Origin of the sequence: Sporosarcina sp. P17b, from assembly GCF_002743115.1 — a bacterium.
In the GTDB taxonomy this organism is placed as follows: Bacteria; Bacillota; Bacilli; order Bacillales_A; family Planococcaceae; genus Sporosarcina; species Sporosarcina ureae_C.
In genome coordinates this window covers 39,218-53,399 of record NZ_PDYP01000007.1, presented here as the reverse complement: position 1 = coordinate 53,399, position 14,182 = coordinate 39,218, and the positions used below count along the sequence as shown (strand labels likewise).

Genomic DNA, 14,182 nt, shown 5'->3' with positions numbered 1-14,182 from the left:
TTTTTGAATTACTTATTTTTGTAATCCAGACTCCTCAATTAAATCCGTGTACATATCTGTTTGCTCTTTTAAAAACTCAGTTGTTGCATCGCTATCTTGATAAAATTCTTCCCAGCCATTGTTTTCTAATAGTTGCTTCCAAGAATCCGTACCAACCATTTTACCAAATGCTTCATTCCAGAACGCAATTTCTTCTTCTGTCATGTCCGGTGGTCCAAGAATACCTCTCCAGTGAGGGAATACCATGTCTACGCCTTCTTCAGTCCAAGTGGGTACATCAGGTAGTTCTTCTAGGCGCTCGTCCGCTGTAATCGCAACAATCTTGAATTTACCTGCGAGATGTTGTTCAGATGACTCGGAAACCGCCATTGTTGCAGCATCTACGTGGCCACCAAGCAAGCTTGTCATAACATCGCCGCCGCTTTCATATACAAGGAAGTTCAATTTTGTAACATCTACACCAAATGTTTTTGCTGCTTGTACGAATGACAAGTGGTCATTGTTACCGAGACCCGGTGCAATACCGATCTTGACTGAAGCTGGGTCTTTCTTCAATTGCTCCATCAACTCTGTGGCTGTTTCGTATGGAGAGTCATTTTTGACTGCTACAGAAATCCACTCTGTCGTTAATGTTGCAAGCGGTGTGAAGTTTTCATACGTTAGGTCACTTTGTCCAAGTAAGTTATTCGTCACTAATAGACTAGAATCGATTGCTAACGTGTGTGCATCTTTCTTAGACAGATACTGCCAACCTACTTCGCCATTCCCCCCTGGTTTGTTGATGACTGTCATGCTCTGATCCACAATGTCTTCCTCTTTTAAAATCTTTTGAATCGCACGTGCTGTTGCATCCCATCCGCCACCTGGTGTTGCAGGTGCAATGAACTCAAGATTCTTTTTTGGGAAATCAGCCTCGTCTTTCCCCCCCGCATTATCTGATGAACAAGCCCCGAGAATTAATGCAAACGAAAGTGTTGCTGCACCTAATATTCTTTTCATACTATTTCTCCCCTTTTTCTGATTTACTATCTACAAGTAGTGTACTTGGATACTCTCTATATGTAACCGTTTACAATTTTAACAATTCAAAAGACTTTAACTTCATTTTGTTCATAAAGTTCATAGAAAAAGAGCACCCCGCTAAGGAATGCTCTTGAATGGATATGGAGAATATAGATCTGCAAAACTATAGGGATCAGTATGGACTCTGAACGTTTACAATCCAAAGTATTTCCGTTCAGGCCTTCCGACAATACCATATTCAAGCTCTGCACGCATTTTGCCTTCCGCAATTAGATACTCTAAGTATCTCCTAGCGGTAGTACGGGATGCTCCAAGTCTTTCTCCCATCTCCTCTGCAGTTGTGCCTTCCGTCAAAGAACCCGCTATGTCTATCACTTTTTGCAATGTTAACGGATGAATTCCCTTTGGAAGGTCCGTATTTGTAGCCATTTCTTTAGTTACTGCACCGTGGACAAAAAGTTTATCTATTTCATTTTGGTTCACGTGTTGGCTTTCCTGAAGAAATGCACGTCTTTGTTGATAACGTTCGATGACTTCCTTTAACTTGCTTAACTCGACAGGCTTAACCAAATAATGAAACGCTCCTGCCGCTACGCTACTCGCCACCAATTCCCGTTCAGTAGCGGCCGTAATAATGATAAAATCAAGCGCAGGATACTGTACTTTCAACTCGCGCACTAGATCGATCCCTAACTGGTCAGGCATATAGATATCTACTAATAATAAATCTACATACTGGGTTTCAAGCATCTGCCACGTATCTTTTGCACGCAATGCTTGTCCAACGACCGTTACATCCTCTATACTTTCTAGAAACTGTTGATGTATAGAAGCAATGCGAAAATCATCTTCTACAATTCCTACATGAATCATCTCATTTCACGCTCCTCGTTGTCTGGATATTTTGGAATATATACAGAAAATATAGTATCTTCTTCTGTGCTTGTTACTTGAATCGTCCCTCCAAGTACCCGAATAGCTCCATCTACATTCGCTAAACCAATCCCGCTTCCTGTTGAAGACTTCGTGGAGTAACCTTTTTTAAATAGCTCATCTTGTAATTCTGGTGGAATACCTTTGCCGTTATCGGATACTTCAAAAATTACATCTTCTCCAAAATCAAGTGCAAAGAATGATACTTGGCCATCCGGGTAATTCGCCACTTCTTCAAGTGCATTATCTATCAAATTCCCAAGAATTACAGTCAATGCCCCTGTACCAAACCATTCAGGCAATTGTTCTAGACTACTGTTTTCATCAATTTCAAAATCTACTTTCATTTCAGAAGCCTTGCCGACCTTACCAAATAGAATAGCTTGTACATGTGCGTCTTTTATATTTTCAAATATGAATTGGTTTGTATCATCACTGATACTGATTTCTGTTTGAATCGTACGTATCGCTTCTTCATACTTTCCAAGTTGGAGCAAACCAGAAATTAAATATAATTTATTCGTATATTCATGCGCCTGCGCCCTTAAGTCATCAGAATACTTTCGTACTTCATATAAAGTATTCACAACTTCCATCATTTCTGTCGTGTCGCGGAAAGTGATCAATGCACCCTTTTGTTCACCTTCAAATTGAAGCGGCATGGAGCTCACAACTAATCGTTTTTTTCCATAAACTACTTCAAATGATCTAGATACTGATTTATCGAGTTTAGTGAGCACCGGCAAGTTAGGGAATATTGATTCTATGGGGTCTCCTTTTCGACGATTAGATATGCTTAGGATTGAACGAGCCGCTGTATTAATTAATGTAATCTTACCTAGCTGATCAACTGCAATAATCCCTTCGTCAATGGACGCTAATATCGCTTTACGCTCCATATAAAAACTAGCTATCTGTTCGGGTTCTAAGCCGAATGTATCTTTCCTAATGGATTTCGCTAACAGGTAGCTGATTAAAATCCCCAAGACTAATATGATTAAAGATATTAACAAAAGTTTTTCGACTCGATGTTGAACGATTTTCTGCAGATCTGAAATAAGGTAGCCCACTGTTACGACTCCGATAATTTGGTTTTCCTCTTTATTATAAATAGGCGCCTTACTACTGACAGACGGACCAATAATTTCGTTCGACAGCATGGAGTAATTCGCTCCAAAAACAACTGCTTTAAAGCCGTCCTCAAAAGGAATGACATCTCCTATTTGCAATTCATCAGGCGATGCTAAGATGCGACCTGATTTATCTTGAATCACAATAAATGTAGCATCTACTTGATGTGAGTAATGCTCAATCACCGCTTCCAAATCACCTACTTTTTCTACATCTGTCCGTTCTTCCAAACCATCTTTGACAGTATCCATATAAGAAAGCATCTTAGCCGTTTGTAAACCGACAGTATGACTGCGATCAAATAAATTTATATAATCCGTAACTACAAAAACCGTCAGCATCAGTAGCATCAAAAATAAAATAAGTGAGGTTACCATGAGTAATATTTTCTTTTGTAGTTTTGACTTCAGCATAAGACTTCACTTCCAGCTTAACATTTTTTTCTGTAGCGTCTGTAAAACTTAAATACTTATCGGATGTTTCTTTGAGTGTTCTCACTCAAGGAAAGATTCTACTATCTACTGATGCGAATTTCATTTCTGTTTTTTTCAAACACCTCTAAAATCGCACGTTGCAAATCCGTCTTCGTACTAGTTCCCTGTTTATAGTTCACCATGAATAAACGATTGAACAATATATTTACTAATAAACCTACCAAGATGATTGTAGCAGTTAAAGCAATCTTGTTTAAGTAAGTAAAGATTAAAACCCCTTAGCTACAACGTATATACTGTATACCAGACAACAGATCTAAATAATGCCTTGAAAATCAAAAAGCATAAACCCTATCGATGGGTTTATGCTTCTCTACACATTAGTTATTTTTCAAACCGCACAAAAACAGACTTGTAAAATCCTGAGCGAGTTCTTCAGGACTGTGAACACCAGTCCAAAGTTTTGTTATAGACAGATGTTCAATAGCACCAACCATAGTCGTTGCGACTAAGTTCAGGTTTATATCCGTAGTGAAATATCCGTTTTCCACTTCTTCTATAAGATTCTCTTCTATCTTTAACGCCATTTGAACTTTGATATCCTTCGCTTCTTCCGAGACAACAAAACCGATTCTTGCTACATTTTCATTTTGCTTGAAAAATTCAAACAGCCTACTTAACCCATAAGCAATTCTTGACAACAAACCTTCTTTAGCCACATCAGTGGGAAGTTTACTCTGAGCTACATGATTATATAGTTTTTCTTTAAAGACCTGGATTAATTCTTGGAATACAGCATCTTTACTTTTAAAATACAAGTAGAACGTGGGCTGTGTGACGTTTGCTTCCTTCACAATTTCACTGATCTTCGTCTTATGAAAACCATGAAGGGCAAATTGCTGTGCAGCAATTTCTAAAAGCAGTTTCCGACTTTTTTCGCCATCAGCGCCTACTTGTCTACCTCTTTTATTCAGTTGACACACTTCCTATCTTAATATAAAGATTTATTCATAGATAAATCTAATTATACAGTGAAGTGACAGAAAAGCCAAATTATATTTAGATTGTTGAAATAATTTCATCAAATTTTAAGAATAATCTCTGTTCCCTTTCAGCTAAATATTAGCTACTTTATCTCTTTCTTCGCTAACTTTCGTTTCTTTCCCTCTTGCATTTATTACTAGTTAGCTAAGTCGGTAACTAGTTAAGTTGACAAACTGCGAAATATATCGAATAATACTTAGTAAGCGCTTTCATTTCGTCTTAATCAATTGAATATACTATGTAAAGGAGGGGTTTTTATGAAGTTGGCTAGAAATATTGTTATTGCACTTATTGCAGGGGTCATCGCAGGGTTGTTATTGAACATTTTTTCACCTGACATTTTTTCAAAGGTTGATGCATTTTTATTTAAACCGCTTGGTACAATCTTCTTAAATCTTATGAAGATGCTAGTTGTACCTGTCGTTTTCATTTCCATCGCACTTGGAACGGTTGGTATTGGTGATCCGAAAAAATTAGGAAGGATCGGCGGAAAGACCATTGGATATTTCTTAATTACAACGGCTATTGCCATTGTCATCGCAATTTCTCTTGGATTATTAGTAAAGCCTGGTGAAGGAGGTAACTTCGAGACAGCCAACGCCGTGTATGAAGCTCAAGAAGCTCCACCAGTCGCTGAAACTTTACTAGGAATTATCCCGACAAACCCTATTAGTGCTATGGCAGAAGGCAATATGCTTCAGATTATCTTCTTTGCAGCATTGGTAGGTTTTGGTATGGCCATGCTAGGTAATAAAGTGGAAAGAGTGAAAGAGTTATTTGAACAAGTCAATGAACTTATCATGTATCTGATTACGTTTGTTATGAAGTTCGCCCCATATGGAGCATTCGGTTTAATTGCATCTGCTGTAGGGAGTCAAGGTATTGATGCGCTAAAGGTAATGGGGATGTACATGGGAGTCGTTCTGGGAGCGCTCCTAATCCACACCATTGTTGTCTATGGCGGATCTGTCGCATTAATCGGTAAGCGTAATCCTATATGGTTCTTCAAGAACTTTTTCCCAGCGCAGGTTGTAGCGTTTAGTACCGCTAGTTCTGCGGCGACACTGCCTATTTCAATGAAAACTGCACAGGAGAAGTTAAAAGTTCCTGAGTCCATCTCTTCGTTCACTCAGTCACTTGGAGCCACTATCAATATGGATGGTACCGCGATTATGCAAGGTGCAGCTGTTATTTTCATTGCGCAGGCTTATGATATCCAGTTATCTTTAGGTCAGTTGCTGACGGTTGTGTTGACTGCTGTGCTTGCCAGCATTGGAACAGCCGCTGTACCTGGTGCTGGTTTGATTATGCTGGCAATGGTTCTGACATCAGTCGGTTTACCAGTTGAAGGAATTGCGCTCGTTCTAGGTGTAGATCGTCTACTTGATATGGTGCGAACAGCTGTTAATATTACGGGTGACGCTGCTTGTGCAGTTGTCGTTGCGAAAACAGAAGGTGTTTTAGGCGAACCGGAAATCGAAGACGTTCACAGAGCTACAGAAACAGCATAATTTTTACAACTTCCTGTACGGAGACCTTCGTGTTTAACAAGCACGATAGATTTCCATGCAGGTTTTTTTATGTTGGCGACTTGATGCCTGCCCCACATAACGGTATAACAATCACTTCGTCTTTAGTAGTCGCGTACTTTATGTACCCCGCATAATTAATTGCTGAAGTTATTTCTACGTAGAATCCTTTGGCAGCAAGCATTTTGCGAGCTACCAGAATCTCATCTTCGGCAATTGTGATAAACGTACCTTTTGTATCACGTACTGCTTCTAGTATTTGTTTTGATCTGGCTGGTGCTGCAATGGCAATGCCTTCTGCAAAAGTTCCTTCATTCACGACCGATTTTGCTATTAGCTCTTGTTTCTCAAATGCCTTTGCGAGCGGTGCACATTTCTCGGCTTGGATAGCAATGATCTTCGGCATATGATTAATTAACTTCGCTTCCAATAATGCTTTAAAACCGTAGTAAGCCCCTAATAATAGTGTTCCATTTCCTACTGGAATAAGTACAGCGTCCGGTGCCTTACCTAATTGTTCATACACTTCAAAAGCATATGTTTTAGTACCTTCAAAAAAGTATGGATTGTAGACATGGCTCGCATAAAACACTTGCTCTTCTGCGACCGCTAACTGGGCTGCAGCCGCTACTTCTTCTCTAGTTCCTTTTATTGCTTTTATATTCGCGCCATGCGCTTCTATCTGTGCCATTTTACCTGGAGATGTATCAGCACTTACATACACATCGCAGTCTATACCTGCTCTAGCACTATAAGCAGCAAGAGCGGTTCCGGCATTACCGCTGCTATCTGCAATCATCTTTTTTACTCCTAATTGTTTCGCTAGAGCAACTAGTACCACAGCGCCTCGGTCTTTAAAAGAAAGTGTAGGCATCATAAAATCTACTTTTACAAATGTATTTGGCTCTGCTTCATCTAATTTAAGTAAGGGCGTTTGACCTTCGCCTAAAGTAATAGACTGCCAACCTTTTAAATTTTCTCGACCAACCATCGATGAAACATAACGCCATATAGATCTATCGCTTGTCCAGCGATCATTCTCTTGTTTAGATTGGGATGGTAATAAGTTTAGTAGACCACCGCAATCACACTTCCATCTTGTCACTTGAATCACATAGGTTTTATTACAATTTACGCAACTATATTTTGTCATATCTTTAATCTCCTTTACTAAGATGAATAATAACTTCCCTACATTATACTTGAAAGTTATTGCTCAATTCTTGCTAACTGGAAGATCTTTTAATTTTGGTAATAAAAAAACTTTGCAAGGTCTACTTACAAACCTCGCAAAGATTGGATTATATTCAATCATTCTTCATCTGATACATTGATACACCAAAACGGATCTCCCTTTAGATGATCGAATGTATCATTCACACTCAATAAAAAGCGCAAGGCTAGCTTAGGTTGTGATCACGACATGTTCTTATACCAACTCAAACTCTTAACATCCCTCTAAATCCCCTAGCAGCATAATAGGATTCCGCACCGTTATGGTACACAAAAACCGTATTATACCGACGATCACAAAATAAGGCTCCTCCTAGTTTTCTGATGTCTTCAGGTGTTTGCACCCAGCTAGACGTCTTTTTATCAAATTCTTCTAACTGCTGAATTTTTCTATACTGATCTTCCGTTAAAAGTTCAATGCCGATGTTTGCTGCGAGATCCACTGCAGAATTCTCTGGTTTGTTTTTCTTTCTTGAATCCAACGCTTGACGATCATAACAAAGACTTCTGCGTCCGACAGGTGATTCAATAGAACAATCAACAAAGCAATAATCTTCTGATGTCGTATCAAACACCACGACATCTGGTTCTCCACCAGTATTCTCCATCTCATTTAGAGACCATAACTTTTGCATGTTAGCTAGGAGCTTGTCTTGAACCCCCTTCCATTCTATACCTATATGGCGATGTCTATTTTCTTCAAAACGTGTTTGTAGTGTGTTGAGTAAATATTCTTGTTGTTCAATCGTTAAGCGATTAGAATCGTTTGTCATTCTTTATTCCTCCTAAGGATTTATGCACTTTGCTTAAGTATATAGCATACGAAAGAACTTAAACCATTTTAATGTTAGCAGAAACAAACATAGGTCCCCTCATATCTTAGAATTCTTCTAATAAATTTATCATAACTTTTCACATACATACATTTTATCAATACTGGCATTTCAATTTAATTCAGACTGGATTCTATTTTGTTTTAGGAAGTTTATGAATTATCAAAACCATTAATTGATGTTCAATTTATAGTCACTTAGATACAACTTGCAATCTATTTCTGTTAAATAAATAAGTCCTATCTCCCTCTCTATACATTAATATCTTAATATAATTAATTTAACCAAATATTTTCAATAAAAAATCATAGACAATGAAAGCGCTCTATAGTAATGTAGAAAACAACATAAGGGAAACATAAAGGAATATGTCCTTATATAGTTTCTTATTAAGAAAAGTAAAAGGAGGTGGTCCATTGCAAGTTACGATAGGTGTTATCGGGCCGTCTGAGTCAGTTGGAAAGATCTTGAAAGTAGCAGAAGAGTTTCCAAATACGCAATGTATTCCTTATATTTATGAAAATGTGACGGAGTTACCGGCCCTGATTGAGCAAGGTAGACCCATAGTTGATCAATGGCTTTTCTCCGGCATAATGAACCATATGTACGCATTGGAAAATGATTTAGTTCAAGAAGAACAATCGAGTTTCCCTTATTTGCATGGATCAAGCTTCTTTGGAAAGCTATTGGAAATCCAACAAAAAGAAGAACGAATCATTCAATCTGTAAGTATTGACTATATTACTGCTGAAGAAGTACAAAAAGCGTTATCTTTCTACGACTTGGACAAACTTCAGTTTGAAACTGTTTCATCTGCCTTAAACGGCAATGCTGAACAACTTTCTCTCGTTCATGAAAAATTATTTATAGAAGGTAAATCTGAAGTGGCGATCACAGCTATGAAAGATGTTTATGACAGATTAAGAAAAAGAAATATACCTGTCTATAGACTGACCCCTTCTTATATAGCTATTAAATTAGCTATTGAGTTACTTATTGAAAAGGCAAATTCTAAGCGCTTTGAAAACTTACAAATGGCTGTTATTGGATGCCAAGCGTTGAATTCAAGTAACGTCATCGATCAATCGCTCTTTGAATGGAAGCATCAGGATTTAGATCTTAAGAAAAATTTACTGACTTTTACACAAAAGTTAAATGGTTCATTCGTTGAAGTGGCAGATGGACTCTACTATATCTATACTACTAAAGGCGAAATTGATGAAGATGTAGAAGCTTCACTGCTAACTACCATTGAATCTTTCAAATTAAACAATCAGTTGGAGATCGGGTTTTCTATCGGTTATGGACAAACTGTTTTAGCTGCTGAACAACATGTACGGTATGGACTTAATCACTTAAAAACCGGTGCGGAACCTTCCCTATTGGTCGTTAAGACGAAAAACGACATTACACAGAAAGTACAAAGTGATTTTAGAAGTATGCTAAACACTGCGGCTATACGTACTGTTCTGCAAGAGAAATTTCATTTAACGGAAAACAATGCTCGAGATGTACTCCGAATTGCACTTAATTCGCGAAGAGACAATAAACAAGAGTTCACAGCTGATGATGTTGCACAGTGGTTTGATAATACAAAGCGAAATGCACGTCGCATTCTCGTGGAATTACAACAAGCCGACATTATTGAGCTGTACAATAAAACACAAACTACTCCAAGAGGACGTCCAAGTAACGTCTATCGCTTTAAAGATACAGAACTACTCTTCGGAAAGGAGGAGTAAGCATGAATGATTATATTAATTGGATAGAAGAGAAACTCCTCCAAATAAACCTTGTAAAAAGTATGGATCAAGCGGAAGGTTTTTCACGTCTGGGCTATACAAAAGAAGAGAAAGCATCACAAGAGCAGTTCCGTTTAATTAGTCAGAGCCTTGGTTTGAAAACCTATGAGGATGCAGCGGGTAATCAATGGGCCTTGTGGGAAGTAGACAAGCAAGCAGGTTGGATTGCGACTGGTTCACACGTAGATACTGTCTATAATGGCGGAGGTTATGACGGTTCTGCTGGCGTAGTAGCAAGTCTCGCAGCAGTAAAGATGCTAAAAGATGAATCCTTCCAACCACGAAAAAACATTGCGATTATTGCATTTGCTTGCGAAGAGTCTGCACGTTTTAGCGTTTCAACCATCGGAAGTAAAGCAATTAGCGGCTTATTGGATAAAGAGAAAGTTGCTTCCTATGAGGATGTTAATGGTGTGACTCTTGAGAAAGCGTTTACAAAAAGAGGTCTAGATTGGCAGAGGATTCAGGATGCACAATTAGAGGATGATCAGCTGGAACAATTTATTGAATTGCACATTGAGCAAGCAAGCAAACTTGAGAAATCTGGTAAAGAAATTGGCATAGTACGATCCATCGCTCAACCTACCCGACTTCATATAACATGCACAGGCAAAACAAATCATACGGGTACAACTCCCATGAATGAACGCCAAGATGCACTTGTTGCTATTGCTCCACTTATAACCTTTATTGAAGAAGCTACTATTGAAATTAACCAGGAGCAAGCCGTTGCATTAGTAGCCACGGTCAGCACCATACAAAACACTCCAAATTCTATGAGCATGATACCTGGAGAAGTTGTAGTAGGCATTGACATCCGAAGCACCAAAGCTGATTTAAAGCATCGTCTTGTAGAAAAGGTTAATCGGTTCGTTCAACAAATCGAAATGAACAAACCCGTTTCGTTCACTATTAAAACACTTGTCGATGATGAACCTACTGATCTTGATCCCGGCATACAAGAAACTCTCACTAATATATGCGAAAAGTTCGGATTGTCTTCGATGTCACTCGACAGCGGTGCTGGTCATGATGTAATGAACATGAGCAAAAGATGGCCTTGTGGACTTATATTCATCCCTTGTCGTGACGGGATTAGCCATCACCCTTTAGAACATGCCAATATGGAAGATTTATTGAAAGGTACAAAAGTGATTGCTGAATATTTAAAGAAAACATCTTGTTAAAAATTCTAACGAACATAAATAGGAGGACTTCAAATGAATACATTCATCAAAGAATATATGGAAGAGCATAAAGATTACTTTAATCAAGTGTCTGAACATATTTTCCATACCCCAGAAACGCGTTTCGAAGAATTTAAATCTGCTGAATTTTTATCAGCAGAATGTGAAAAACAAGGTTTTGAGGTCAAGCGTAATATTGCAAATATACCTACTGCTTTCAAAGCTACATATGGTACAGGAAAACCCGTCATCGCCTTTTTAGGTGAATACGATGCCCTTCCCGGTCTAAGTCAAACCCCAGGTAAATCGGAAGCAGAACAAGTCAAGGAATCACCTGACTTCGGACACGGCTGCGGTCATAATCTACTTGGCACTGGAGCATTTGCCGCTGCATGTGCAGCGAAAGCATACCTTGAAGAGAATAATCAAGAAGGTACAGTCGTTTTCTACGGATGTCCTGGCGAAGAAGGCGGTTCCGGAAAAACATTCATGGTACGGGATGGAGAATTTGAAGGTGTGGATGCAGCCCTAACATGGCACCCATCACCAGGTAACTCCATTATGAGCAAGCCAACATTAGCCAATTACCAAATCTCCTTTAAATTTAAAGGTGTAGCGGCACATGCAGCAAACTCTCCACATTTAGGTCGAAGCGCTTTGGATGCTGTCGAATTAATGAATGTCGGTGTCAATTACTTGCGCGAACATATCATTCAGGATGCCCGCGTTCATTATGCAGTAACTGATACAGGCGGTCTTTCACCTGCAGTAGTGCAGCCACGTGCGGAAGTTCTGTATCTAATCCGTGCTCCAAAGAACAACCAGGTAGAAGGTATTTATCAACGTATTTGTAAAATAGCCGAAGGTGCTGCTTTGATGACTGAGACACAACTTGAAATTGAATTCGTTAAAGCTTGCTCAAATTATGTACCCAATAGAAGTTTGGAAAAAGTTTTATATAAGAATCTAATAGATGTTGGTGTCGAAGAGTCTTCCGATCAAGAAATAGCCTATGCCAAAGAAATTTGGGAAACATTCTCGCCAGATGAACAGGAATTCTATTTGGACGTAATGAGAGGTTTCGGCTATGTAGGTGACGGAAGTGAATTCGAAGGTAAATACTTAAATGAGGGTATTTCGGATTATCAAGAAACTGAAGAAATATTCTATGGTTCTACGGACGTAGCTGATGTGAGCTGGGTGGTACCTACTGCACAATTAACTGCAGCAACTAGTACGCTCGGCACTGCATTGCATACATGGCAGATGACTGCTCAAGGAATCTCTGACTTTGCTCACAAAGGTATGATGCGCGCTGCATCCGCAATGGCATTGACAGGTATCAATCTCCTATCTTCAGAAGAGCAGCTTAAGCAAATAAAAGAAGAACATGCAAAGTTCCAAAGTAAAAATCCATATATCGCTCCCATACCAAAAGATGTTAGACCATCTACTCTAGGCGGCAAACGAATCTAATTTAAGAGGTGACAACATGAAAGAGAAAAACGGCGTAGCAAAGAAAAGTTTGTTTCAAAGGTTTTTAGATATTGTTGAACGTTTAGGAAATAAACTGCCAGATCCCTTCGCTTTATTTGTCGGTTTAGCAGTTGTGATGATTATCGTTTCATGGATCTTTAGTTTATTTAACGCTTCTGTTGTACATCCGGGCAATGGTGATGTATTGCCTATCAAGAGCTTAATTTCTGGGGAAGGTTTGCAGTTCATCTTAACTTCCATGCTTGATAACTTCACCGGTTTCGCGCCGCTAGGCTTAGTATTGGTTATGATGCTAGGTATCGGTTTAGCGGAGAAGGTTGGCTTATTGGATTATGCAGTACGGAAGACCATCCTAAAATCACCACCATATTTATTAACTTACACAGTAGTATTCGTAGGAATCATGGGTAACCTTGCTTCCGATGCTGCAGTCGTTTTAATTCCGCCATTGGCAGCACTTGTCTTCTATAAAGTGGGACGACACCCACTTGCAGGTTTGGCTGCAGGTTTCGCCGGTGCAGGCGCAGGATTCACTGCTAACTTATTCATTGCAGGTACAGATGCTTTACTTGCAGGTATTACAACGGAAGCGGCGCGCTTTTTAGATGAATCGTTCACTGTTACTCCAGTGGATAACTGGTTCTTTAACATTGCTTCTGTTTTCGCCTTAACTATCGTAGGTGGATTATTGACTACTAAATTTATCGAGCCTCGTCTTGGTAAGTACACAGGAGACGCGCTAGAGGAAGAGAATACAACTGAATTACCAAATGCCAAAAGAGCATTTATTAACTCTATGATTGCTGGTCTAGTCTATATTGCCATTGTTGTGGGTACAATTCTAGCTCCTAACAGTCCACTAGCTAATGAAGACGGCGGACTCATCCCCTCTCCATTCCTAGATGGGATTATTCCGATCATTCTATTCTTCTTCATCATTATTGGTGTAACATTCGGTATTACGGTTGGTAAAATCAAATCAAGTAAAGACGTCAGTAAATACATGGCTGACTCGATTCGAGACATGTCCAGTTATATCGTACTTGTTTTCGCTATCGCTCAGTTTACAGCTTACTTCAACTGGTCTAACCTCGGTACTTGGGTTGCAGTAAACGGTGCAGAATTCCTGACGAGTGTCAACTTTACAGGAATGCCACTCATCGTAGGTTATATTATTTTCACATCACTAATGAACTTCCTGATCACTTCAGGTTCAGCAAAGTGGGCAATCGAGGCGCCGATATTTGTCCCAATGTTCATGCAACTCGGCTACCATCCGGCATTTACTCAAGTCGCTTACCGTGTAGCAGATTCTTCAACAAACATTGTTACGCCTTTGTTCCCGTATATGGTTATCATCTTAGCATTCATGCAAAAATATGATAAAAAAGCCAGTATCGGAACATATATGTCTCTAATGATTCCATATACAATTGTGTTCTTGATCACATGGATTATATTAATCATGGTATTCTTCTATCTTGGTATTCCATTTGGACCTGGTATTCATGCTCGCTTGTAATTCATCAGTTAGAT

At 39.1% G+C, this 14,182-nt stretch carries 11 protein-coding genes; 5 read left to right on the top strand and 6 right to left on the bottom strand.

Annotated features, from left to right (window positions below; translation table 11 throughout):
• Positions 1-12: 12 nt before the first annotated feature.
• From CSV76_RS10020 to CSV76_RS10005, 4 genes are all read right to left on the bottom strand, one after another.
• A complete protein-coding gene (locus CSV76_RS10020) occupies positions 13-999 on the bottom strand; it encodes a tripartite tricarboxylate transporter substrate binding protein (RefSeq protein WP_099625497.1) in 987 nt (328 codons plus the stop codon).
• A gap of 216 nt (positions 1,000-1,215) precedes the next feature.
• Complete coding sequence (locus tag CSV76_RS10015; RefSeq protein ID WP_099625496.1) at positions 1,216-1,896, bottom strand: response regulator; 681 nt, start codon at positions 1,894-1,896, stop codon at positions 1,216-1,218.
• A complete protein-coding gene (locus CSV76_RS10010) occupies positions 1,893-3,500 on the bottom strand; it encodes a sensor histidine kinase (protein ID WP_099625495.1) in 1,608 nt (535 codons plus the stop codon). The genes CSV76_RS10015 and CSV76_RS10010 overlap by 4 nt, the downstream gene beginning before the upstream one ends.
• Before the next feature lie 401 nt (positions 3,501-3,901).
• The gene (locus CSV76_RS10005) at positions 3,902-4,504 is read right to left on the bottom strand and encodes a TetR/AcrR family transcriptional regulator (RefSeq protein WP_085427256.1); all 603 of its coding nucleotides are present in this window, start codon (positions 4,502-4,504) and stop codon (positions 3,902-3,904) included.
• A gap of 318 nt (positions 4,505-4,822) precedes the next feature.
• Here CSV76_RS10005 and CSV76_RS10000 point away from each other — a divergent pair, with 318 nt between their 5' ends.
• The gene (locus tag CSV76_RS10000) at positions 4,823-6,076 is read left to right on the top strand and encodes a dicarboxylate/amino acid:cation symporter (RefSeq protein WP_099625494.1); all 1,254 of its coding nucleotides are present in this window, start codon (positions 4,823-4,825) and stop codon (positions 6,074-6,076) included.
• Positions 6,077-6,143: 67 nt separating this feature from the next.
• Here the strand turns inward: CSV76_RS10000 and CSV76_RS09995 are convergent, their stop codons facing one another.
• Positions 6,144-7,247: a threonine synthase gene (locus CSV76_RS09995; protein WP_099625493.1), complete on the bottom strand. Its 1,104-nt coding sequence runs from the start codon at positions 7,245-7,247 to the stop codon at positions 6,144-6,146.
• A gap of 286 nt (positions 7,248-7,533) precedes the next feature.
• Positions 7,534-8,100 (bottom strand): DUF4256 domain-containing protein, encoded by a 567-nt coding sequence (locus tag CSV76_RS09990; RefSeq protein ID WP_085427259.1) that lies wholly within the window; start codon positions 8,098-8,100, stop codon positions 7,534-7,536.
• 476 nt (positions 8,101-8,576) lie between these two features.
• Between CSV76_RS09990 and CSV76_RS09985 the strand changes: the two genes are divergently transcribed.
• The 4 genes from CSV76_RS09985 to CSV76_RS09970 are packed head-to-tail and all read left to right on the top strand — an operon-like array spanning position 8,577 to position 14,168.
• Entirely contained in the window at positions 8,577-9,902 is a 1,326-nt protein-coding gene (locus CSV76_RS09985; protein ID WP_085427260.1) for a hypothetical protein, read from the top strand.
• A gap of 2 nt (positions 9,903-9,904) precedes the next feature.
• Complete coding sequence (locus CSV76_RS09980; RefSeq protein WP_099625492.1) at positions 9,905-11,149, top strand: M20 family metallo-hydrolase; 1,245 nt, start codon at positions 9,905-9,907, stop codon at positions 11,147-11,149.
• Between the two features lie 33 nt (positions 11,150-11,182).
• Positions 11,183-12,625: a M20 family metallopeptidase gene (locus CSV76_RS09975; RefSeq protein WP_085427262.1), complete on the top strand. Its 1,443-nt coding sequence runs from the start codon at positions 11,183-11,185 to the stop codon at positions 12,623-12,625.
• A gap of 16 nt (positions 12,626-12,641) precedes the next feature.
• The gene (locus tag CSV76_RS09970; RefSeq protein WP_085427263.1) at positions 12,642-14,168 is read left to right on the top strand and encodes an AbgT family transporter; all 1,527 of its coding nucleotides are present in this window, start codon (positions 12,642-12,644) and stop codon (positions 14,166-14,168) included.
• Positions 14,169-14,182 lie beyond the last annotated feature (14 nt).